This window comes from Bradyrhizobium sp. BRP22, from assembly GCF_020194175.1.
Classification (GTDB): domain Bacteria; phylum Pseudomonadota; class Alphaproteobacteria; order Rhizobiales; family Xanthobacteraceae; genus Bradyrhizobium.
Genome location: NZ_JADYVX010000002.1, coordinates 318,033 through 338,360 on the forward strand (window position 1 = coordinate 318,033; position 20,328 = coordinate 338,360).

General features: G+C 63.4%; 23 protein-coding genes. 13 read left to right on the forward strand and 10 right to left on the reverse strand.

Annotated elements, in window-relative coordinates; translation table 11 throughout:
• Nucleotides 1-294: 294 nt before the first annotated feature.
• Together I6F35_RS03970 and I6F35_RS03975 are read left to right on the forward strand one after the other, a co-directional pair.
• Nucleotides 295-1,701: an MFS transporter gene (locus tag I6F35_RS03970; protein ID WP_225116332.1), complete on the forward strand. Its 1,407-nt coding sequence runs from the start codon at nt 295-297 to the stop codon at nt 1,699-1,701.
• Between the two features lie 172 nt (nt 1,702-1,873).
• Nucleotides 1,874-2,557: a GntR family transcriptional regulator gene (locus tag I6F35_RS03975; protein WP_225116333.1), complete on the forward strand. Its 684-nt coding sequence runs from the start codon at nt 1,874-1,876 to the stop codon at nt 2,555-2,557.
• Here I6F35_RS03975 and I6F35_RS03980 read toward each other — a convergent pair whose 3' ends face one another.
• Nucleotides 2,558-3,667, reverse strand: a complete 1,110-nt coding sequence (locus tag I6F35_RS03980; RefSeq protein ID WP_225116334.1) for a Zn-dependent alcohol dehydrogenase — start codon at nt 3,665-3,667, stop codon at nt 2,558-2,560.
• Between the two features lie 25 nt (nt 3,668-3,692).
• Nucleotides 3,693-4,016 carry a DUF6166 domain-containing protein gene (locus tag I6F35_RS03985; protein WP_225116335.1) on the reverse strand — a complete coding sequence of 108 codons (324 nt, stop codon included), beginning with the start codon at nt 4,014-4,016 and terminating at the stop codon, nt 3,693-3,695.
• A gap of 114 nt (nt 4,017-4,130) precedes the next feature.
• On the opposite strand from I6F35_RS03985, the gene I6F35_RS03990 reads away from it, so the two are divergent.
• Genes I6F35_RS03990 through I6F35_RS04000 form a run of 3 tightly spaced genes read left to right on the forward strand, consistent with a single transcriptional unit; the run spans nt 4,131 to nt 5,503 of the window.
• Nucleotides 4,131-4,922, forward strand: coding sequence for a sterol desaturase family protein (locus I6F35_RS03990; protein WP_225116336.1), 792 nt, complete (start codon nt 4,131-4,133; stop codon nt 4,920-4,922).
• A gap of 5 nt (nt 4,923-4,927) precedes the next feature.
• Entirely contained in the window at nt 4,928-5,320 is a 393-nt protein-coding gene (locus I6F35_RS03995; protein WP_225116337.1) for a hypothetical protein, read from the forward strand.
• Between the two features lie 12 nt (nt 5,321-5,332).
• Entirely contained in the window at nt 5,333-5,503 is a 171-nt protein-coding gene (locus I6F35_RS04000; protein WP_201449660.1) for a hypothetical protein, read from the forward strand.
• A 36-nt stretch (nt 5,504-5,539) separates the two neighbouring features.
• Here I6F35_RS04000 and I6F35_RS04005 read toward each other — a convergent pair whose 3' ends face one another.
• A complete protein-coding gene (locus I6F35_RS04005; protein WP_225116338.1) occupies nt 5,540-6,205 on the reverse strand; it encodes a DUF429 domain-containing protein in 666 nt (221 codons plus the stop codon).
• A gap of 165 nt (nt 6,206-6,370) precedes the next feature.
• On the opposite strand from I6F35_RS04005, the gene I6F35_RS04010 reads away from it, so the two are divergent.
• Both I6F35_RS04010 and I6F35_RS04015 read left to right on the forward strand, forming a co-directional pair.
• Nucleotides 6,371-7,258 carry a LysR family transcriptional regulator gene (locus I6F35_RS04010; protein ID WP_225116339.1) on the forward strand — a complete coding sequence of 296 codons (888 nt, stop codon included), beginning with the start codon at nt 6,371-6,373 and terminating at the stop codon, nt 7,256-7,258.
• 137 nt (nt 7,259-7,395) lie between these two features.
• Nucleotides 7,396-8,841, forward strand: coding sequence for an FAD-binding protein (locus tag I6F35_RS04015; RefSeq protein ID WP_225116340.1), 1,446 nt, complete (start codon nt 7,396-7,398; stop codon nt 8,839-8,841).
• A 19-nt stretch (nt 8,842-8,860) separates the two neighbouring features.
• Here the strand turns inward: I6F35_RS04015 and I6F35_RS04020 are convergent, their stop codons facing one another.
• Nucleotides 8,861-9,817 (reverse strand): LysR family transcriptional regulator, encoded by a 957-nt coding sequence (locus tag I6F35_RS04020; RefSeq protein ID WP_225116341.1) that lies wholly within the window; start codon nt 9,815-9,817, stop codon nt 8,861-8,863.
• A gap of 91 nt (nt 9,818-9,908) precedes the next feature.
• On the opposite strand from I6F35_RS04020, the gene I6F35_RS04025 reads away from it, so the two are divergent.
• Nucleotides 9,909-10,754, forward strand: coding sequence for an NAD(P)H-dependent oxidoreductase (locus tag I6F35_RS04025; protein WP_225116342.1), 846 nt, complete (start codon nt 9,909-9,911; stop codon nt 10,752-10,754).
• A gap of 33 nt (nt 10,755-10,787) precedes the next feature.
• On the opposite strand, the gene I6F35_RS04030 is transcribed toward I6F35_RS04025, so the two are convergent.
• Both I6F35_RS04030 and I6F35_RS04035 read right to left on the reverse strand, forming a co-directional pair.
• Nucleotides 10,788-11,348, reverse strand: a complete 561-nt coding sequence (locus tag I6F35_RS04030; protein WP_225116343.1) for an MOSC domain-containing protein — start codon at nt 11,346-11,348, stop codon at nt 10,788-10,790.
• Between the two features lie 136 nt (nt 11,349-11,484).
• Nucleotides 11,485-11,835 (reverse strand): Lin0512 family protein, encoded by a 351-nt coding sequence (locus I6F35_RS04035; protein WP_225116344.1) that lies wholly within the window; start codon nt 11,833-11,835, stop codon nt 11,485-11,487.
• A gap of 242 nt (nt 11,836-12,077) precedes the next feature.
• Between I6F35_RS04035 and I6F35_RS04040 the strand changes: the two genes are divergently transcribed.
• On the forward strand, nt 12,078-13,043 hold the full coding sequence (locus I6F35_RS04040) for an alpha/beta hydrolase (protein ID WP_225116345.1): 966 nt from the start codon (nt 12,078-12,080) through the stop codon (nt 13,041-13,043).
• A 99-nt stretch (nt 13,044-13,142) separates the two neighbouring features.
• Here the strand turns inward: I6F35_RS04040 and I6F35_RS04045 are convergent, their stop codons facing one another.
• Together I6F35_RS04045 and I6F35_RS04050 are read right to left on the reverse strand one after the other, a co-directional pair.
• Entirely contained in the window at nt 13,143-14,009 is an 867-nt protein-coding gene (locus I6F35_RS04045) for an SAM-dependent methyltransferase (RefSeq protein WP_225116346.1), read from the reverse strand.
• A gap of 15 nt (nt 14,010-14,024) precedes the next feature.
• Nucleotides 14,025-14,693 carry an isoprenylcysteine carboxylmethyltransferase family protein gene (locus I6F35_RS04050; protein ID WP_225116347.1) on the reverse strand — a complete coding sequence of 223 codons (669 nt, stop codon included), beginning with the start codon at nt 14,691-14,693 and terminating at the stop codon, nt 14,025-14,027.
• A gap of 121 nt (nt 14,694-14,814) precedes the next feature.
• Here I6F35_RS04050 and I6F35_RS04055 point away from each other — a divergent pair, with 121 nt between their 5' ends.
• A complete protein-coding gene (locus tag I6F35_RS04055) occupies nt 14,815-15,276 on the forward strand; it encodes a hypothetical protein (protein WP_225116348.1) in 462 nt (153 codons plus the stop codon).
• Between the two features lie 22 nt (nt 15,277-15,298).
• Here the strand turns inward: I6F35_RS04055 and I6F35_RS04060 are convergent, their stop codons facing one another.
• Nucleotides 15,299-16,519, reverse strand: a complete 1,221-nt coding sequence (locus I6F35_RS04060) for an MFS transporter (protein WP_225116349.1) — start codon at nt 16,517-16,519, stop codon at nt 15,299-15,301.
• A 106-nt stretch (nt 16,520-16,625) separates the two neighbouring features.
• The gene (locus tag I6F35_RS04065) at nt 16,626-17,474 is read right to left on the reverse strand and encodes a helix-turn-helix transcriptional regulator (protein ID WP_225116350.1); all 849 of its coding nucleotides are present in this window, start codon (nt 17,472-17,474) and stop codon (nt 16,626-16,628) included.
• Nucleotides 17,475-17,567: 93 nt separating this feature from the next.
• Between I6F35_RS04065 and I6F35_RS04070 the strand changes: the two genes are divergently transcribed.
• The 3 genes from I6F35_RS04070 to I6F35_RS04080 all read left to right on the forward strand — a co-directional run bounded on the left by I6F35_RS04070 (nt 17,568) and on the right by I6F35_RS04080 (nt 19,927).
• Nucleotides 17,568-18,452: an SDR family oxidoreductase gene (locus I6F35_RS04070; RefSeq protein ID WP_225116351.1), complete on the forward strand. Its 885-nt coding sequence runs from the start codon at nt 17,568-17,570 to the stop codon at nt 18,450-18,452.
• A 319-nt stretch (nt 18,453-18,771) separates the two neighbouring features.
• The gene (locus I6F35_RS04075; RefSeq protein ID WP_225116352.1) at nt 18,772-19,371 is read left to right on the forward strand and encodes a hypothetical protein; all 600 of its coding nucleotides are present in this window, start codon (nt 18,772-18,774) and stop codon (nt 19,369-19,371) included.
• A gap of 1 nt (nt 19,372) precedes the next feature.
• A complete protein-coding gene (locus tag I6F35_RS04080; protein WP_225116353.1) occupies nt 19,373-19,927 on the forward strand; it encodes a CDP-alcohol phosphatidyltransferase family protein in 555 nt (184 codons plus the stop codon).
• Nucleotides 19,928-20,328 lie beyond the last annotated feature (401 nt).

The window sequence follows — 20,328 nt, forward strand, 5'->3', positions numbered from 1 at the left end:
AACTTGATGTCGCCCTACGACTTCATCGTCTGCCCCTGATATTGCGGCCCCGGCGGCGTTTTCATCCAGCCGGCCGTCAAACCCTGTGACAGCCTTGAACTGGCCCGAGGGATGATGGAGAGGGGTCGGACCGCCCTGGCCCGCGGGCGACAGACCGGGGCTCCGCCAAGAAAAGCCCCATCTGGCAGCACCCCGCACGTCCCAGGGCAATACCCCCGTTGCACGTCATGCGGATATCAGTAATATGTCAGATATATACAAAAGCACACAAAATGCATTTCGGGGAGGACGAACATGAGTAGCTTGACGACGGGCGGCTCCATCGGTCTGGCGCGACCGCTTTCTGACGCCGCGACATCGACCGTACAGACATCCGCGATTGCTGCCCGCCTCGAGCGGCTGCCACTGACTTCCTACCAGCGCGGAATCTTCGCCATCATTGCCACCGCCTGGTTCTTCGACAGCATGGATCTCGGCGCGCTTACCTTCGTGCTGGGTCCGATCAAGCAGAGCTTCGGCCTGTCGACCGCGCAGGCCGGCCTGCTCTCGAGCATGAGTTTCCTCGGCATGTTCATCGGCGCGGCGTCGGCGGGCATGCTGGCCGATCGGTTCGGCCGCACCCGGGTGTTTCAGGTCAGCATGATCTTCTGGGGCGTGGGCAGCATCCTCTGCGGGCTTGCGCCTTCGCTGGAAACGCTGGCGGCCGCGCGCGTCCTGCTCGGCTTCGGCATGGGCATGGAGTTCCCCGTCGCACAATCAATGGTCTCCGAGATCATTCCCGCCAAGCAACGCGGCCGCTACATCGCCCTGCTCGAAGGGTTCTGGCCGCTCGGCTTCATCGCGTCCGGCCTGCTTTGCTACGCCGTGCTCTCGTTTGCCGACTGGCGATGGGTGTTCATCCTGCAGGGCATCCCCGCGATCTTCGTCCTGATCGTGCGCCGCTACGTGCCGGAATCGCCGCGCTGGGTCGCCGCCCACGGCGATGCCGCCGGCGCCGACCGGGTGATGTCGGAGATCGAGGCAAAGGTGTCACAGCGGCTCAACGGCGCCGCGCTGCCGGCACCTGAGCCGCAATTCGTCGAGGTGCAGAGGACGCGCGGTCTCGCCACGCTGTTCGCGCCCGGCTATGCACGACGGACGGTGATGCTGTGGAGCCTCTGGTTCTTCGCCCTGCTCGGCTTCTATGGCCTGACGACGTGGCTTGGCGCCCTGCTGCAGGCCAAAGGTTTTCCGGTGACCAAGTCGGTCTTCTACACCATCCTGATCTCGCTGGCGGGCATTCCGGGCTTCCTCACCGCCGCGTGGCTGATCGAAAGACTCGGACGCAAGCCCACGCTGATCGGCGCCCTGCTCGGCGCCGCCATCGCCAGCTATTTCTATGGTGGCGCAACCAGCCAGACCCAGTTGATCGTCGCCGGTCTTTGCATGCAGTTCTGCGCATTCGGGATGTGGTCGGCGCTCTACGCCTACACGCCGGAGCTCTATCCCACCCATGTGCGGGCGACGGGCACCGGTTTTGCGTCGGCGATCGGGCGCATCGGCTCGCTGATCGGTCCCTCGCTGATCGGCTTCATCCTGCCGGTCGCCGGGCAGTCCGGTGTGTTCGCGCTCGGCGCCGGCGCCTTCGCGCTTGCAGCTCTTGTCGTATTCACGCTGGGCGAGGAAACCAGGGGTCGAACGCTCGAAAGCATCTCGCACTGATCGAGAGCGTTGCGGCTCGCCAGACCGCACCGAGGCCCGATTGACCCTCCTCGTCACGCGTGAAATATCATCGTGACGAGCAGAGGGAGAATCACGGCAGATGGCCTCCGACAGGCGAACCGGACGAGCCCGCACCAGCAAAGCTGCCAGGTCGAGGAAAGGCGAGCCAAGCTTGCGCCATGCGCCGCGTAGCGTCGAGCCCGAACGCGACGAGCGCGATCAGGAGACGTTGACCGACCGCGCCTACCGGCAGCTCGAGGAACTGATCGTCACTCTCGCCTTGCCGCCCGAGACCATCCTGTCGGAACAGTCGCTGGCAGCCAAACTAAGCATCGGTCGCACCCCGATCCGGGAGGCCTTGCAGCGGCTGGCGCGCGATGGCCTCGTCGTCATCCTGCCGCGACGGGGCATCCTGGTGTCGCAGATCAACCTCAGGACACAGATGCGCCTGCTCGAAGTGCGCCGCGAGCTTGAGCGGCTGATGGCCCGCGCCGCCGCCGAGCGCGCGACACCGGAGGAAATCGCGCAGTTCTCAACGATCGCCAGGGACATGCGCCGCGCCTCCGACGAAGCCGACGACATGACCTTCATGCGGCTCGATCGCGCCTTCAATGAACTGGTCAGCCAGTCCGCGAGAAACGAGTTCGCCTCTCGCGCCATGGGCCTCATGCACGGCCTCTCGCGACGCTTCTGGTACCAGCACTATCGGGAGGTCGGCGACCTGCCGCTGTCGGCGCGCCTGCACGCCGATGTCGCCGAGCGGATCGCCGCGCGCGATCCGGAGGAAGCGGCGAAGGCGTCCGATCGCCTGCTCGATTACATCGAAAGCTTCACCCGCAAGACCATTGAGACGTGATCACAACACTACGACGCTGCGGATCGCCGCGCCGCGCCGCAGCTCATCGAAACCTTCGTTGACTTCCTCAAGCGATATTCGCGCCGTGATCAGTTGCTCCAGCTTCAACCGGCCGTCGAGTGCGGCGCGCGCCAGCATCGGAAAGTCGCGTAAGGGACGGGCACCGCCATAGCTGGAGCGGCGGATGCGCTTTTCCTGCATCAGCGAACCCCATCGAAACGCGACGTCCTGCGCGACATCGATCTTGCCGAGCCAGATGATCTCGCCGCCGGGGCGCACCACCTCGCTGGTCATCCGAAAGGCGCGTGCACTGCCGGCCGACTCCAGAACGACATCGACGCCGCGGCCGCCGGTCAACTGGCGCGAAAGATCGATCACGTCCTCTTTGCCGGCGTTGATCGCATGCGTGGCCCCAAGCTGCCTGGCCAGATCAAGCTTGCCGTCGTCGAGATCGACAGCGATCACCGCGCCGGCACCGGCCATGCGCGCGCCCTGCACCGCCGCAAGACCCACCGCGCCGCATCCGATCACCAACGCGCTGTCGCCGTAATGGATAGAGGCGACGTTGAGCGCAGCACCGACACCGGTCATGACGCCGCAACCGATCAGGCAGGCCTGGTCGAAGGCAAGGTCCTTCGGCACCACGATCGCCTGCTGCGCCGGCACGATGCAGTATTCGGCGAGCGCGCCGAGATACATCAGATGCTTGAGCTCGCGCCCATCGCCCAGACGGGCGCGGCTCAGCCCATCGAACTGCACCGCGAGCGGCGCCTGTGCGAGATAAGGTTCGCAGAGGATCGGCAGGTCGCGGTCGCAATAGAAGCAATGCCCGCAATGCGGATTCCAGGAGAGGACGACGTGATCGCCGACCGACACGCCGCGCGCGTTCGGGCCGACCTGCTCGACGATGCCGGACGCCTCATGACCAAGCAGGATCGGCATCGGATTGCGCAGGCTGCCTTCGATCACCTCGAGATCGGTATGGCAAAGCCCCACTGCCTTGACGCGGACAAGGACGTCCTCGGGCGCAAGTTCGCCCGCCTCGACGGTCTCGATGACGAGCGGAGATTTCGGCGCGTGCAGCACCGCCGCCTTATACCTGAGCCCCACTTTCCAAATCTCCACCCCGCTCGTTTCAGGATGCCGCCCGAAAAGAAATCGGATCTTTCCGCAGTGCCGCCAGCGCGGCGTCGATGTCGGCAGAGCTCATTTCCCACTCATTGCCGAAATTAGCAACCACCGCCTTCATGAACGGCTCGACCAGCGCCTTTGCCGCGGCGGCGTCGTTCAAGTGCTCGGCAAGGATCGCCAGCGACAACTGCCGTGGCTCTTCGCCTTCGTAGCTCCATTCGAAACCGTTCGCGGTGTAGCGGTGTAGATCGAGCCTCTGATCGAGCGGCCGGCCGTCCACCGTGACCACGACGCCGTCGATGGTACGGTCTCCGCAAAATCTCTTCATGCGTTTCCTCCTGCCACCTCATGGCGTTAACCACCATCTTGCAGCATTGATAGATGAGTGATATATCACACGCAAGTTCGAATGTCATCTCAGTTCGACATCGGGAGGTCGGCCATGGAACTCGCAACAACCGCCATGTCGGATCGCCAGCGCCGCTACCGCGAAACCTACAGGGAGCGCGTCGCCGGCTGGTACAATGGCTGGCTGCACGTCTTCATCATCTACGCGATCGGCTTCACCGCGCTCTACATCTACATCGCTAATATCCGCGACCTGCGCGCATGGGAGTTGCTCATCGTTCCCATAACTTTCCTCGGCGCGAACTTCTTCGAGTGGTGGATCCACCGCTACGTGATGCACCGCCCTTCGCAGATCAAGGCGTTCCGCGCGATCTACAATCGCCACACCCTGATGCATCACCAGTTCTTCACCGATCAAGAGATGCGCTTCGCCGATCATCATGACTGGCGCGTGACATTCTTCCCGCCTTACGCGCTCGCGACCTTCACGCTGATGTCGATCCCGCTCGCGATCGTGGCCGGCTATATCATCTCGGCGAATGTCGGATGGCTACTGATCGCAACGACGACGTCGATGTACCTGATCTACGAGTTCATGCATTTCTGCTGCCATGTCGAGGAGAACTGGTTCGTCCGCAACGTACCGATGGTGAACACGATCCGCCGTCACCACACCGCCCATCACGATCAATCGATCATGATGGAGCGGAACATGAACCTCACCTTCCCGGTCATGGACTGGCTGTTCGGCACCTCCGACCTGGATCGCGGCCTGCTCGGGCATCTCTTCAACGGCTACGACACGCGTTTCGTCAAGCGCAACATGCGCAAGACCGCGCGCACGCCGCGGATCGATCCGGCCGTGAGCTCCGTGCCGGCGGAGTAATCGCGATGGCGGGCATCGAGACGAATGTCCTGGCGCTGGCGCTGTTCGCAGCGGCCTTTGCAGCCTGTTGCCTCAGTTTCTTCACGCTGGTCGGCATGTTCCCGCCAAGCGCCAGGCCGCAATCGATCGCGGGTCTGGCCGGCGGGGCGCTCGTGCTCGTCAATCTCGCGCTATTGGTGATCCTGCTGGCGGATGTGGCCTCGTTTGCGCACCAGATGTTGCGCTGGACCTCCGTCGTGGTGTTCGGCGGCCTGGTGTTCCTGTTCATTCCCGCCGTGTTTCAAATCATTCCGAGCGCGTGGCGCGACAGCCGCAGCGGGCTCGCCGTCCTTGGTCTGGTCCAGATCGCAGCGCTCGCGCTCGTGCGCTTGCCGCTGCAGGGATTGACCGCCTCATAGAGGAGTATGCCGATGCCCGTCCCGATCAAGACAGCTCTATCGATCATCGTGCTGCTCGTCGCTTGCGCGGCGTACTTCTACCAGGACTCGATCGGGCAGCACGGTCCGAAGATCGCGATCCTGGTGCTCGCTCCGTTCATGGTGGTCGCGATGTGGATTTTCCCGGAGGTTACGCGGAAGTGAGAGCGCCGAAGCTCACGCAGAACAGGCCCGCCGTTATTAGTAATTGATCTCCATCCGCAAGCCGCGAAGGTCGACCTCATCGCCGCCGAGGCGGGCATTACTGTCTCGCGCGGCCACCGCGCAGGCACAGGCATCGATCAAATCGTCGCGTCCGATCCCGGTGCCGCGACGTTGTCCCAGCCAGTGCGAGAGTTTGACAAAGCCCCGCTCGGCCAACAGTTTTAACCGCTGCTCGCGACCTTGCTCCGACTTCTTGCCTTCCAGGCGGATTTGCCTGCCGAGATTCCGAAAGATCAGTTCCGGATGCGCCTCGCCGACCGTCGCCTGACGCTCCGGTGTGATGAAATCGTCGACTTCCCTGATCTTGCCCCTGATGTTCCAGAGCTGGCAGGACACGCCCATGCCCAGGCCCTCGTGCTGCCAATAGTAGCGGTTCGCCGAAGCCTGGTCCGGAAACTCCCAAAGATTGCGCCGCGCCCCGAGAAATACGGAAGCGCCGACCAATGCGCGAGCGCGCAGATCACAGGTCCGATGCCCCCTGATCGTGAGGCCGATCGGCATATCGATCATGGCGCGCTTGTGCGCGGCCGCGAGAAGCCGATCCAGGCGCGGCGAATGGTCAAAGCCGTGGTTGCCCTGATCGTCGATCCAGGCCACCACCCAGCCGCCGCGAAAACCATCGAGACCGAGATAGCAGGACATTCCCAATCTGTTACCCGAATAATCGAGAATTGACGACCTCCGTCATGCTCGCTGCGCTCCATCGCGACCTGACACGATCGCGAAGCGCTCCGACTGCCCTTGCGGTCATCCATCGATATCAGCACTATATCCTCCCGCATTTCGAGAAAATGTGGAGGCGGTTCGATGGAAGAAATCGAGGCCTTTCTGGCTGTCATCGAGACCGGCAGCCAGACCGCCGCGGCGCGCCGGCTCGGCCGTTCCGTGCAGGCCGTCAATCGTTCGCTGCTGGCGCTGGAACATAGTGTCGGCGTCGAACTCGTCAGGCGCACCACGCGAAAATCCTTCGCCACCGAAGCCGGCCTTGCGTTCTATCGGCGCGTCAAGCCGGCGTTCTCCGAGATCAGTGAGGCGCGGCTGGAAGCGGCGAGCCGGCGGGCCGAGCCATCGGGACTGCTCCGCGTCAGCGCGCCGGTCCTGTTCGGCTCGACCTTCGTCGCACCCGCGCTTGCCGACTTCATCGCGCGCTACCCGCGCATCAAGGCCGACCTGCAGGGCTCCGATCGCCCGATCGACGTTGTCGGCGGCGGCTTCGATCTTGCGATCAGGATCAGGGATCTGCCGGATTCGTCGCTGAAAGCGCGACGTCTCGGCGAGCTTCGCACGGTGGTCTACGCCGCGCCCGGCTATCTCGATCGCCACGGCCGCCCCCATCGTCCCGACGACCTTGTCCGCCACCAATGCATCCTGCATGGCACTCGCGAAGGCGAGACGGGGGCGTGGCGGTTCCAGGTGCGTGGTCGCGTCCGGAATGTCCGCGTCAGCGGTTGTTTCCGCACCGACAATGTCGCCGCATCGCATGCCGCCGCCTGCCATGGCCTTGGTATTGGATACGGTCCGTTCTGGCAGATCGCCGAACTGTTCGATCGCGGTGCGCTGGAGATCCTGCTCGAAGAGTTCGAGGCGCCGCGGATTCCGGTCCAGGCGGTGTTTCCGCCGAGCGGCATGCCGCCGGCGAAGACACGGCTGTTCGCGGAATTGCTCGCAGAGCGACTGAAGCGCGAGCGTCTCTAACGCGGCCTGATTTTCTCGATTTCCGGAAAGGTCAATTCCGCGTAGCGTCGATTGTCTCTCAGGCTCCGTGAACCCAATTTGCAGAGCGGCTCAGCGCTGATTTGCCTTGCCAGGCTTTTCAAATCGAGGAGCACGTCATGTCCCCCGACAGACGCACGCTGCTGCGTGCAGGTCTTGGCGTTACCGCGGCATTCGCTTCCGGTGCTCACATGAACACACCAATACACGCCAATCCGAACGACGGACCGCGGCTCAAGGGCGAGCTCAGTCATGATGGAACTGTTCGCGCCGCGGCGGCGGACGATTTCGGGAGGATCGTCCACAAGCCGCCGCGCGCGGTCTTGAGGCCGGCCGAGAGCGAGGACATCGCGACCTTGATGCGATGGGCAGCCGAGCGCGGACTGAAGGTCGCAGCGCGCGGCCAGGGCCATTCGACCTATGGCCGCGCGCTGACAGATGGTGTCGTCGTCGACATGCGCGAGTTCAATCGCATCGGCGACGTCAAGGCTGACCGCATCGTGGTCGAGGCCGGGGCGACATGGCAGAGCGTGCTCGACGCAACATTGGCACGCGGGCTGACGCCGCCGGTGCTGACCAATTATCTCGGCCTGTCCGTCGGCGGCACGATCGCGATCGGCGGTATCGGCGGGATGTCGTCGCGACACGGCATGCAGGCCGATCACGTGTTCGAATTGAGCGCCGTGACCGGGGACGGCCGGGAGCTGACCTGTTCGGCGACCGAGAATTCCGATCTGTTTGATGCCATCAGAGCCGGTCTCGGCCAATGCGGCATCATCACCCGTGCCAGCTTGCGCCTGGTGCGCGCACCCGAGCGGGTTCGCCGCTATCAGCTCTTTTATCGCGACCTTGCTTCGCTGACCACGGATCAGCGGCGCGCCCTGGCAGCTAAGCGTTTCGATCAATTGCAGGGCGCGATCCTGCCCGACGGCAGCGGCGGCTGGCGCTATCAGCTCGAGGGCGCGATCTTCTACAACGGCGACACCGCGCCCGACGAGAGCACGGCGCTTGCTGACCTCGCGGATGACCGCGGCAAGGCTGTCATCGCCGACCTCTCTTATCGCGAGGATGCGCTGGCCTTCGCCAAGTTCGAGAACCTCCTGCGGTCGAAGGGCCAGTGGTCCATTCCGCAGCCCTGGCTGTTCACGTTCCTGCGCGGCAGCAATGCCGAACAGATGGCGCGCGAGATCATGGGCGGACTGAGCAACGCGGATGTCGGGCCATTCGGGCGGATCACCTGGTACCCGATGCAAACCGAGGCGTTTCGCGCGCCGCTGGTGCGGTTGCCGGACGAGAGCGTCGTGTTTCCGTTCAACGTGATCCGCATTCCGTCCGACACCGATGCGGCTTCAACCGCGCGGATGGTTGCAGCAAACCGTGCGCTCTACGATCGCGTTCGCAAGGCGGGCGGTATGCTCTATCCCGTCAGCGCCTTTGCGATGTCGCCGGATGATTGGCGCGAACATTTCGGCCCGCGATGGCCACTGCTGCGCGACGCCAGGCGGCGCTACGATCCGCACAATCTGCTCACGCCCGGCTACAATCTCTTCCAGGGCCAGGCGTGATCGGTTCGCAACCAAGGCGTCAGCCTTTCTGTGCAGGCCGCTTCCCGGCGCGCGAACGCGGCGATTCAATGCCCGGGATGGAGCCGATCTCGCTGGCGAGAAAATCGATCAAGAGTCGAACGCGCGCGATGCCCGCGCGCTCCGGCACGACCAGCATGTTCAGCGGGACGGGTGACGGCCTATAGCGCCGCAGGATCTCTGTCAGTCGACCGGCCTTCAAGAGGTCGTCCACCAGCCATCGATGCGCAGGCGCGATGCCGCGGCCGGCGACCATCGCCTCGCGCGCGGCAAGACCGTGGTCGACGCGAAGCCGTCCGCCGAACGCAACTGTGTGGCGCTCGCCGCGCGGCCCCTCCAGGTCCAGCATGTCGCTGCCTGCGATGTTCGACATCCGGATGCCCTGGTGCTGCGCGAGATCCTGCGGGACAGAGGGCGTCCCGTGCGAGTCGAGATAAGCGGGCGCGGCCACCATCAGACGCCGCGATTGGCCGAGCGGGCGCAGCTTCATCGAGCTGTCCGTCAGCGGTCCCAAGCGCAACGCGATGTCGACGCCTTCGCGGACAAGGTCGACGCGCTCGTCGGTAAGGCTGAGATCGATCGCAATATCGGGATAGCGATCCTGAAATGCGAAGATCAATCGGCTGATGTGCAGGACGCCGATCGCCGCCGTGCAGGAGATCCGGATCGTGCCGGCCGGCTGTCCGCGCGTGCCGCGGGCCTCGTCGCCGGCCTGCTCCACCAGCCGCAGGATCTGGATGCAGTTGGCATAATAGCGGCCGCCCTCGTCGGTCATCGTCACGCGCCGCGTGGTGCGCGACAGCAAGGGTACCCCGACGGCCTCCTCGAGTTCGCGCAAATGACGCGTGATGGTGGACTGCCCGACGCCGAGTTCGCGCGCCACCGCCGACAGGCTGCCGCGCTCGGCGACGCGGACGAAGCTGCGCATCCGCTCCAGCGTGATATCGGATTTATCCATTATTCGGCACAATCTTATGCATTGCTAAGATGTAGTGGATCGGCCCGGGATCGTCTAGCTGAGGGGCAGTTTCCGCAGGGATTATCGACCGATGAACGTGCTGCTTGTTTTCGCCCACCCCGAACCGCGTTCGCTCAACGGCGCGCTGCGCGATGTTGCCGTCGCCGAGCTGACAGCCCAGGGCCACGACGTGCTGATATCGGATCTCTATGCGCAGAATTGGAAGTCGGAAATCGATCGTGCCGACTTCCCCGCACTGGCGAAGGATGCGCGCCTCAAGCCCGGCGCCGCCTCGAGCGAAGCCTTCGCCGCGGGCACGCTGACTGACGACGTCAAGGCAGAGCAGGAGAAGCTGTTATCGGCCGACGTCCTGATCCTGCAGTTTCCGCTTTGGTGGTACACGATGCCTGCGATCCTGAAAGGCTGGGTTGATCGCGTCTATGCTTATGGTTTTGCCTATGGCGTCGGCGAGCATAGCGACCGTCATTGGGGCGACCGTTTCGGCGAAGGCACGCTGGCGGGCAAGCGCGCGATGCTGATCGTGACCACCGGCGGCTGGGAGCAGCACTATTCGCCGCGCGGCATCAATGGACCTATCGATGACCTCCTGTTTCCGATCAATCACGGCATCCTCTATTACCCGGGCTACGACGTGCTGCCACCCTTCGTGGCCTACCGGGTCGACCAGCTCGACGAGAAGGGCTTCGATCTCATCGCCGACCGCCTGCGGATGCGGATGCGGACATTGGCGACAACGCCACCGATTCCGTATCGACAGCAGAACGGCGGCGACTACCTGATCCCGAGCCTCCAGCTTCGGCCTGAACTCGGCGATCCCGGCGTGACGGGATTTGGGCTGCATGTGGATTGCAGCGCGAACCGCCTGTCGACAACAGCCGATATTCTGCCGATGGCCCGATCGCGCCAACCAACTTGACGTCGCCACCTCCCGAGGACCTCGAGTTCCTCATCACACCACTTCGAGCGGCACGAACGGTCCGTCCGGCAAGCGCACGACGATGGCGTCGTCCGGCCGCACCTCGCCGCCTTCGATGACGATGCCCATCACGCCACCTTTGCGAACCAGCTTGCCGTCGACGCGCGCGCTGATCTCGCGCAGCATTCCCGGCTGAAACGTGTCGATCTGCACGCAACAACTGCGCAAGCCCGTGATCTCGATGATCGCCTCGTGCCCGATATGCAGGCGCGTGCCCACGGGCAGCGCCATCAGATCGATCCCGCGCGTGGAGATGTTCTCGCCGAGGTCGCCGGGCTGCACGACGAAGCCCTTGCGGGTCAGATCGTCGATGAGTTCCGCTTGGATGAGGTGGACCTGCCGCAGGTTTGGCCGCGTCGGATCGCGCGCCGCATCGAAGCGGTGCTTGACCAGCGTCCCACAATGCGCGTCGCCCTCGACGCCGAGGCCTTTGCGCAGCACGACGACGTCCTGCCGATCTTTAGTGAAACTATGCGTGCCGCTGAGAAAAACACCGAGCACGAAAGGCGTTTGTTGTTGGGTCAAACCAGGCATGGCACAAACTCCCGTTGTGCTGATATGCGTTGGTTGACGTTAACGCCTACGCGGCAAGCTCCATGAGCAAGCCGTCTGTTCCATGTCTTTCACGCCGGGACCGAATTGGCAAGCCCAACTATGAGGCAAGAGAAGTCTAACCCGGCTTGCCGTCCTCGAGGCTTACGATCACGGCGGCGTTGGCGATGATGATGGCATCGCTGCCCTGCTCGGCTGGAATCTCGAGGCCGCCCCTGACAGCGCTGACGCTCACCGTGCCATAGGGAAGTTCCTTTGCGACAGCAGCAGTATCGACCGCGTCCGGATTCGGCACGCCGATAGTGACATCGACGAACATGTCGTTGGCAGTCTTGCCGAGCATGCGGAAAAAGCCGAGGCTTGAATGACGGATCGCATCCGAGACCGCGCGCCTGGCCGCCTTGGTAGCGTCCTTGCCGTGAACATCGACGCCCATGCCCATCTCGGTGATACAGCGAACACGTGCCATTGAATTTCCTGTCAGTTCCGGTTGCAGGGACTAAGTCGTAGCCCAAAGTTTCCACAGACACATATCAATTCATGGGGCCGCTCATAAGCGCAAGTGCTCCTGGAGCAGCCCTGCCAACGACGATCGCAGAGATTGATCCGATCTCGTTCGCCGATATCAACCTGGAGCCGGTCAGTTCTGGAACCTGTGTCGCCGGCATTGGTTTTCACCGGATATTGCCGCCCCCTTAGAGGGTTTGGCGCATGATCGACAAGACGGAGACGTCTATGACGAAGTACGTGGAAACTCCGCATCTGAACATCGCCTATGAGGAAGCGGGAGATCCGCGAGGATCGCCTGTGGTACTTGTCCATGGCTGGCCCGACGACGTGCACTGCTGGGACAAGGTCGCGCCTGAACTTGCCCGGCTCGGCTGCCGGGTTCTCGCGCCTTATTTGCGCGGCTGCACGCCCACGACTTTCCGTTCCGCGGCGACGTTGAGAAGCGGCGCGATTGCGGCGTTGGGGCAAGACCTCGCGGACTTCATCGAAGGTCTCAATCTCCGCGACGCCCTCATCGTCGGTTATGACTGGGGCGCCCGGGCCGCTTATGTCGTGGGCGCAGTATTTTCCGATCGCGTCCGGGCCCTGCTCGCCATGTCCGCCGGCTACGCCACGGCCACGCCGATCGGCGATATGTCCTATGACCTGGCGAAGGCCTATTGGTACGAGTGGCTGGTCGCAACCAAGCAAGGCCGTGAAGCGATGGACAAGGACAGGCGTCGCCTCTGCCGCTATCTATGGCAGACGTGGTCCCCAGGATGGAATTTCACCGATGCGGAGTTTTCAAGCGCCGCCACGTCCTGGGACAACGACGACTGGGCTCCGATCAGCATACACGCCTACTTGCAACGCTGGGGAGAGGTGCCGGGCGCAGCTGAGCACGAGCAGCTTGAAAAGCGGCTGCGCGAGAATCCGCCGATCCAGGTCCCCACGGTGATGATGCATGGCAGTGATGATGCCGACAATCTCGCGGAGACTTCGGAAGGCAAGGAACGCTTCTTTGCCAGCAGCTACGAGCGACGCGTCCTTCCCGGAGTCGGACACTTCATCCCGCGCGAGGCACCGGACGAGGTGATTACCGCCATTCGCCAACTATTGTCGGATACGCCTGCGCGCGCGATGCCGCTTGCTGACGGCGAGACGGCGCGCAAGTTCGGCGTCGACTAATCAACAATGCCATCTAAAAGGATCTGCTTCATTCCTCGGCGGCGCCTTGTCCGGCAAATCCGCGCTGCGCTCGGCCGCAACTCCTCGAGGCGCGCTTCCCTACATTTTCTCCGCACATGCGATCCTTTCCAGCGGGGATGATAGCAGTTGCCGACCGGTGGGCTTCACGAAGCGCTCCGCTAAATCGTCGCAGCCAGCATGCGCCGTCACGCGCCAGCCGTATGGTTCGAGGAAGCTCGCGACATCTCGGGGATCAATGCCGAACAACCAGATCTTCTGTTTCACATATCGCTCATAGAGACGCGGCTGATCGTAGAGATTCCGGCCATCGATGAAATCCTTCTGCACATAGGTAAACGCCAGCCGGCTGCCCGGCGCGGCCGTGGCCAGGAATTCGAGCGTGCTCCTGATGCCCGTCTCGCTCAGATACTGGGTCACCGCCTCCCAGATGAAGAAGGTCCGCATGGTCGGTGCATAGCCGCACGACGACAATGCAGGCTCCAGCGCTTCATGATCGAAGTCGATCGGCACGAGGGTAACGTGCGGCGGAACCCCGCCGAACCGACGCCGGATGCCATCCTGCTTGGACCTGATATTGGCGGGCTGGTCGACTTCCCACACCGGAATCGCAGCCAGCGATTGCAGCCTATAGGCGCGCGTATCAAAGCCGGCGCCGAGATTGACGATTGCGTCAATCTCCGGCGATGCAGCGACCACCGCATCATCGATGAACCGCTTGCGACACATGATGCCGCTCCAGAGGCCGGGAAAGGTACGTTCGGTGACACGCACCATCCAGTCCCGGATCGGGAACGGCCGCATCGCGTGAACAAAGGCTCGCGCACCAAAGGGCAGGATCGACAGGGCGAGATCATCGGTCAGGATGCGCCGATGGCTTGGAAACCATTGTTCGATAGCGACCATGACGGTCGGCCCTGCCCCGGTCTTTGCGGCCGCTTGCGCCATCCTCGCTGACCGACGCTACCACACCGCGGGGATGAACCGGTAGCGCACGCGCGCGGCATACTCGTCGTAACCCTTCAATTCCGCTCGCAACGCTCCCTCTTCATGCAGCGTCCGCCACGCGATGCCCAGAATGAACACCACCGACATCGCAAGACCGATCCAGGAACCGAGCAGCAGCGGCAGACCGATGACAAGAAGCAAGGCGCTCGTATACATCGGGTGCCGGACAATGGCGTATGGTCCGGTATCGATCACCCGCTGATCCTCCTGGATCTTCACCACGGGCGCGGCAAAGGTATTTTCGTGGAAGGTCCACCACACGCCGAGCAGATAAAGCAGGGTGAGGATACCGCCAACCACCTGCAGCCAGACCGGCACCGCGGCAAATCCCGTGCGCCCAGCATCCCACGCCATGAACATCATCCAGGCGCAGAACAGCACGATGAACAGCGTCAGCCAGATCCGGTCCCATGGCTTTTGATCGCGCTGCACCGGTGAACTCATGCGCTCGCGCAACAGGCGCGGATTGCATTTGGCGAGCCACAGGGTGATCGCAAGGCCGCCGATCACAAATTCAGCGAGGAAGGCCCAGCCTCCGGGATAAGCCAGCGTGCCGGCCGGCCACAGGATCATAGCGGCCATGATCGCGCTCCAGACCACGATCTGAAGAGTGACTTTCACCATGACATGCTCCCGGTACAGATCCGGGGTCGAAACTCAGGCGTGGCGGCCATGGCGGCTCTCCGCTCCGTCGCCCCATCGTGGACAAATCCACGATATCCAGTATATTCGGGAAATGCCGAATATGTCAAACAAAGCTCCGACTAGCGCCGAACGGCGTTTCATCGAAGACGTGGCGCGGCTGCTGGTGCCCTGGGGCGTGCCGCAGGCCGCCGCTCGCCTGTACGGCTACCTGCTGCTGTTCCCGGAGCCGGTCAGCCTCGACCACATCGCCACCGATCTCGAGATGAGCAAGAGCACCGCCAGCGTCGCAGCACGGCTCCTGGAGAAATATACGTTGGCGCGTCGCCACGGCCAGCGCGGCAGCAAGCGTGTGCTCTATGAAGCATCCGACAATTACGAGGGCATGCTGACCGAGCAGAACCGCCTGCTAGATGCACTTGCCGAATTGCTAAAACAGGGCGCGGGCATCGCTGCCCGCGGAAGGACACGCAGTCGCATGGAGGAAATGGCCGAGTTCCACACGACGATCCGCCAGTCGATGGACGCCGCGCTGAAACGCTGGCGCGCGAGAAAGACGCAGTAGATCGCCCACGTCGAATTCCTCCTCACGCCGGCGCGGGCGCGGTCCGAGGCTTGGCATTCGCAAACGGCCTGAACGTCAACGCGATCAGGAAGGCGCCAAGTCCGACGGCCCAGGAGCCGATGTAAAGCCAGGCGTAATTGGCGAAGGTGTCGTAGATCAAACCTCCGGCCACCGGCCCGGTCGCCATCCCGAGGCTGCCGGCCATGGCCGTTCCGCCGATCACGGTGCCCATCATCCGCAGCGGGAAATTCTCCCGCGCAAGCACGGCATAGAGCGGCATGGTGCCGGCATAGATGAAGCCGAACACCGCTGCCACGGCGTAGAACGCGGCGAGGTCACGCACGAAAGCGTAGGCGAGCGCGCCGAAGGCCTGGGCGAACAGGCCCAGGACCAGCACACGCTTGGCGCCAAAGCGGTCGCCGAGGAGGCCGAAGGCGATACGTCCGCCCATTCCCGCCAGTCCTTCGACACTGTAGATCGTGACAGCAGCGATCATCGGTATCCCGCAGCTAATCGCGTAGCTCACCGTATGGATGATCGGCCCCGAATGCGTGGCGCAACAGAAGAAATTCGTCGCCAGCAGGACGATGAATTGCGGCGAGCGCAGCGCCTGCGCCAGCGACATCGCCGGCTGCGTCTCGGCCTCGCCCGAAGCAGGGGCATGTTCGCGTTCGAGCGCCGGCGGGCGGCGCACCAGGAGCGATGCGGGAATCATGATGCAGGCGACGACGATGGCAAGGATCTGAAGCGAGACTCTCCAGTCATGGATCGAGACGAGCCAGGCCGCGAGCGGCGACATCGTCATGGGCGCCATCCCCATTCCCGCCGAAACCAGTGACACGGCAAGGCTGCGATGGGTATCGAACCATCCGGTGACGCAGGCCATCATCGGCGCGAAGATCGCGGCGGTCGCACCGCCCACCATGAGGCCGAAGATGAATTGGAACGCGACCAGCGAGGAGGCAAGGCTGGCCAGCGCCAGGCTTGCCGCGAGCACGATCGATCCGGTGAGCACCACCGGCAGCGGCCCGAACCGATCGGACAAGGTTCCCCAGATCATGCTGGTCAACGCCATCGCAAGAAAGCCGATGGTCATGGCGCTGGATATGCCGGTAACCGACCAGCCGGTGTCCCGCGTGATCGGCTGGAGCAGGACCGGCAGCGAGAACATTCCGCCGATCGCAACGCAGCCCAGAAGCCCGCCGGCTCCGACAATCACCCAGCGATAGTGAGCATCCTTCATTCCGCATCTCCCTGCAGCTCTCTGGCTCCAAGACGAACGCGAGGCGCCAAAGCCGACATGCAGAGGTTCCCGCTGGCTCACTTTTTTGCGAACGGCGGCGGCAGGCTCATTCCCCCCTATTGTTTGATCGCGATTCGATCAGCGACCTGACCCGCTCCGCATCCTCCGGCGTCGCCGGATTGTAGACGACCATGCCGAGATCAGGCCGGCCATCCACGGCGAAGGCGGAATATTCGAACGCGACGGGCCCAAGGATCGGATGCCGCAGACGTTTGACGCCCTCGCCGTAACCATGGACGTCGTTGGCGCGCCACAGCCGCTCGAAATCGGGACTCAGCCGGCACAGCTCTTCCACGAGCGCACCGACCTTCTCAGTTGCGCCCGCGCGCGCCGCGTCGACCCGGAATGCGCCAACCACGAACCGCGCGACGCTTTCCCAATCGAACTGCGCGGCACGGACGCGCGGATCGCCGAAGATCATGCGCAGGATGTTGCGTTGCGCCGGGGGCAGCGATCCGTAATCGGTCAACACTGCGGCTGCTGCGCGATTCCAGGCGACGACATCCCAGGTCGCGGTCTTCACCAGCGCGGGACTGACTTCGAGCGCATCGAGCACGCGTTGCAGCCGCGGCGTCACGCCTTCGGTTGCCTGATAGCGGACTTCGGGTGGACGACCGAGGCCGAGCAGGAAGAGATGCTCGCGCTCGACCTCCGTCAGCATCAGCGCGCGGGCGATGCGATTGAGCACGTCGGCCGATGGTGCGCCGCCTCGCCCCTGTTCGAGCCACGTGTACCAGGTCGCGCTGATATTGGCGCGCTGGGCCACCTCTTCCCGCCTGAGCCCCGGAGTGCGCCGCCGTGTCCCGGACAAGCCGAACACTGCGGGATCGAGCTTGGTGCGACGGTCTTTGAGATAAGCCCCGAGCAGGTTCTCATTCGTGGCCGATATGCTCATCCTGTTAGCCATTATACCCCGATAACATCACTACTTTACCAGGATATCGCAAACGCAGACAGTGCGCTCCGAGTTATCTGTGGAGACTTCCTCATGCGTGTCTTTGTTACCGGCGCCACCGGATTCGTCGGCTTCGCCGTCGTCCACGAACTGATCGCTGCCGGCCATGGCGTGATCGGCCTCACCCGCTCGGATGCGGGCGCAGCCGCCCTCACCGCCGCCGGCGCGGACGTGCATCGCGGATCGCTCGAAGATCTCGAAAGCCTGCGCAGCGGTGCGGCGGCTGCGGACGGCGTGATCCATCTGGCCTTCAACCACGACTTCTCGAAATTCATCGAGAACTGCGAGCTGGACCGCCGCGCCATCGAAGCGATCGGCAGTGCGCTCGAGGGCTCCGAACGTCCCCTGCTCGTCACCAGCGGCGTCGCGCTGCTGGCGCCGGGGCGCCTTGCGACCGAGCAAGATCCGCACCCCGCCACCTTCCCGCGCAAGTCGGAAGTCGCAGCGGACGAACTGGCCGCGCGCGGCGTGCGCGCCTCCGTCGTCCGTCTTCCGCCATCCACTCACGGCCAGGGCGATCACGGGTTCGTTCCGATCCTGATCCGCATCGCACGGGAGACAGGCGTCTCCGCCTATGTCGGCGACGGCCTCAACCGCTGGCCCGCCGCGCATCGGCTCGATGCCGCCCGCGTCTACCGCCTTGTGATCGAGCGCGGCGCGGCGGGAGGTCCGTTTCACGCGATCGCCGAAGAGGGTGTGCCGTTCAAGGCGATCGCGGAGGTGATCGGCCGTCGCCTGAACGTACCCGTCGTTTCCAAGTCCCCCGACGAGGCGGCCGGGCATTTCGGCTGGTTCGCACGGTTCGCCGGCATCGACGCCCCCACTTCCAGCACACGAACCCGCGCGTTGCTCGGCTGGGAGCCGAAACAGCCGGAGCTGATCGCCGATCTCGACCAGCCCTATTATTTCGAGGGCTGAGTCGACCGCATCCAGCTCGGGATGATCCCCGTCGTCGCATCGATCAAGGCTCACGAAACTATTCCGCGAGATAAATCCCCGCTTCCGGATTGTTGCCGTCGGGATCGAACAGAAATGCGCAATAGTCTTGCACGACGATTGCCACCGCTCACAGTGGTAATGGCGACAAGCATCTTCGCGGCGCCGCAAGTCGTGTTCGCCGCCACAAGTGAAGTTTCTTTGACTTGCCTCAACGCGGGCAGGTGCGATTTCCGGCATTGGATCGAAAACGGTCGCCTTCGAGGCGGGTCGGTGGCCTTGTTTCACGGGGAGCAGAGGCATGAGCACTTTCTGGAAAGGTTTGCTCATCGCGGTGACGTTCATCTTCGTGGTAACCGGCGGATCGCTGATATGGTTGCAATGGCGGCTCGATCAGGAGACGGTGACACCACTTGCGATCGCCAATCCAAACGGAACGTCCGGTAAGGCGCTGATCGTCTACCAGCCAGGACTCAGCAGCTTTCCGAAAAAAGTGATAGCAGCATTCGCCGAAGGGCTCGTCGCTTCCGGTTGGCAGGTCTGGACCACGACGGCGAGTAGTCAGGCACCCGCCGCGGTCGCGAGCTACGATCTCATCGTCCTCGGTTCGCCCGTTTATGCCGACGCGCCGGGAAAGGCGCTTGCCCGCTATATCGAGCGGGTGGCGGATTTCGGCAGAAGGCCCGTCGTGATCCTTTTGATGGCCGCCCGCGGTGCCGAGCATGCGATCAAGCTCACGGAGCAGATGGTGGCCAAAGCTTCCGGCCGCCGGGTTCTCAGTCTCGGGCTCACGACGATGAAGCCAAATGACGAAGCAAACAAATATACCGGCTCCAACACCCACAGAGCGATCCAGATCGCCCGCGACACCGGACGCGCTCTGCAGCCCGCGATCCACTAGCATGGTAACCGGGCAGTTCGCTGCTGGCGGCGGCGGTTCGCTCACGCTTGAACTGTTGCGGCTGCTGCCGCAGTTTCTCACCGGACTGCGGCTCGTCAGCGCGCTACTCCTATGGTGGCTGGTGACGAGCCTCGAGTTTCAATCAGCGCTTATCTGTCTCGGCTTCGCCATACTCTCGGATGCTGTCGATGGATCGCTGGTCCGGCGATTTGGCGTACCATCGCGAGCAGGCGCCTATTTCGATGCGACTGCTGACTTCGCGGTCGTCGCGGCGGCGTTTTCGGCCTTCGCCCACCTTGAGATCTATCCGACGTGGCTGGTCGCCCTGATAGCTCTTGCCTTTCTCGTGTTCATCCTGTCCTCGATTGTGACGCCGATGATCTATGATCCGATCGGCCGCCATATCGGTGGCATCCTTTTCGTCGCCACCGCTGCCACCCTGCTGCTGCACGATTTTCTCGTGCAGAGCGTGATCCTGTCGGTGGCGACCGGGTCGCTTGGCATGACGCTCGGCGCTCGCACGGCTTATGTGCTGGCGGCCTATCGGCACCTCTGATCCACTTGCTCACTTCGCCAAGCCCGTTTGCCGCAGGCGCAGCACATCACAAAAGCCTGTGATTATGGGTCCCCGGGCCCGGCTACTCAAGGCTTCGTCGCGGCGCGCAAGCCCCGGGACGACGTGGGGAGAGGTCTGATTCAAATGTCAAACAGCAGTGGGGACGTGAATCCGCATTCTCGCGGCATGTCGTGCCCGAGGCTTGCGTCACTTTTCACCCTCTCATCGAAGTGAGGGCGCAGGGAAAGCCGGGTGCCGGTTGCACCCGTGGGCCCCGTGCAACAAAAAGCACGGGGGTAGGACCACAGGTCAACCGGAGCAACACCGGCTTTCCCTGCCCGTCGGGCTGCTATGTCGCACCCAGAGCATCCACATCGTCATTGCGAGCGGAGCGAAGCAAT

Excerpts from the sequence above, each read along its gene's own strand:
- I6F35_RS04020 (WP_225116341.1), bottom strand. The coding sequence starts at position 9,817 with ATGGATAAATCCGATATCACGCTGGAGCGGATGCGCAGCTTCGTCCGC.
- I6F35_RS04040 (WP_225116345.1), top strand. The coding sequence starts at position 12,078 with ATGATCGACAAGACGGAGACGTCTATGACGAAGTACGTGGAAACTCCG.
- I6F35_RS04065 (WP_225116350.1), bottom strand. The coding sequence starts at position 17,474 with ATGAGCATATCGGCCACGAATGAGAACCTGCTCGGGGCTTATCTCAAA.
- I6F35_RS04000 (WP_201449660.1), top strand. The coding sequence starts at position 5,333 with ATGCCCGTCCCGATCAAGACAGCTCTATCGATCATCGTGCTGCTCGTC.
- I6F35_RS03970 (WP_225116332.1), top strand. The coding sequence starts at position 295 with ATGAGTAGCTTGACGACGGGCGGCTCCATCGGTCTGGCGCGACCGCTT.
- I6F35_RS04005 (WP_225116338.1), bottom strand. The coding sequence starts at position 6,205 with ATGTCCTGCTATCTCGGTCTCGATGGTTTTCGCGGCGGCTGGGTGGTG.
- I6F35_RS03985 (WP_225116335.1), bottom strand. The coding sequence starts at position 4,016 with ATGAAGAGATTTTGCGGAGACCGTACCATCGACGGCGTCGTGGTCACG.
- I6F35_RS04045 (WP_225116346.1), bottom strand. The coding sequence starts at position 14,009 with ATGGCGCAAGCGGCCGCAAAGACCGGGGCAGGGCCGACCGTCATGGTC.
- I6F35_RS04075 (WP_225116352.1), top strand. The coding sequence starts at position 18,772 with ATGAGCACTTTCTGGAAAGGTTTGCTCATCGCGGTGACGTTCATCTTC.
- I6F35_RS04025 (WP_225116342.1), top strand. The coding sequence starts at position 9,909 with ATGAACGTGCTGCTTGTTTTCGCCCACCCCGAACCGCGTTCGCTCAAC.
- I6F35_RS04080 (WP_225116353.1), top strand. The coding sequence starts at position 19,373 with ATGGTAACCGGGCAGTTCGCTGCTGGCGGCGGCGGTTCGCTCACGCTT.
- I6F35_RS04010 (WP_225116339.1), top strand. The coding sequence starts at position 6,371 with ATGGAAGAAATCGAGGCCTTTCTGGCTGTCATCGAGACCGGCAGCCAG.
- I6F35_RS04055 (WP_225116348.1), top strand. The coding sequence starts at position 14,815 with ATGTCAAACAAAGCTCCGACTAGCGCCGAACGGCGTTTCATCGAAGAC.
- I6F35_RS04060 (WP_225116349.1), bottom strand. The coding sequence starts at position 16,519 with ATGAAGGATGCTCACTATCGCTGGGTGATTGTCGGAGCCGGCGGGCTT.
- I6F35_RS03995 (WP_225116337.1), top strand. The coding sequence starts at position 4,928 with ATGGCGGGCATCGAGACGAATGTCCTGGCGCTGGCGCTGTTCGCAGCG.
- I6F35_RS04050 (WP_225116347.1), bottom strand. The coding sequence starts at position 14,693 with ATGGTGAAAGTCACTCTTCAGATCGTGGTCTGGAGCGCGATCATGGCC.
- I6F35_RS04015 (WP_225116340.1), top strand. The coding sequence starts at position 7,396 with ATGTCCCCCGACAGACGCACGCTGCTGCGTGCAGGTCTTGGCGTTACC.
- I6F35_RS04070 (WP_225116351.1), top strand. The coding sequence starts at position 17,568 with ATGCGTGTCTTTGTTACCGGCGCCACCGGATTCGTCGGCTTCGCCGTC.
- I6F35_RS03990 (WP_225116336.1), top strand. The coding sequence starts at position 4,131 with ATGGAACTCGCAACAACCGCCATGTCGGATCGCCAGCGCCGCTACCGC.
- I6F35_RS04030 (WP_225116343.1), bottom strand. The coding sequence starts at position 11,348 with ATGCCTGGTTTGACCCAACAACAAACGCCTTTCGTGCTCGGTGTTTTT.
- I6F35_RS04035 (WP_225116344.1), bottom strand. The coding sequence starts at position 11,835 with ATGGCACGTGTTCGCTGTATCACCGAGATGGGCATGGGCGTCGATGTT.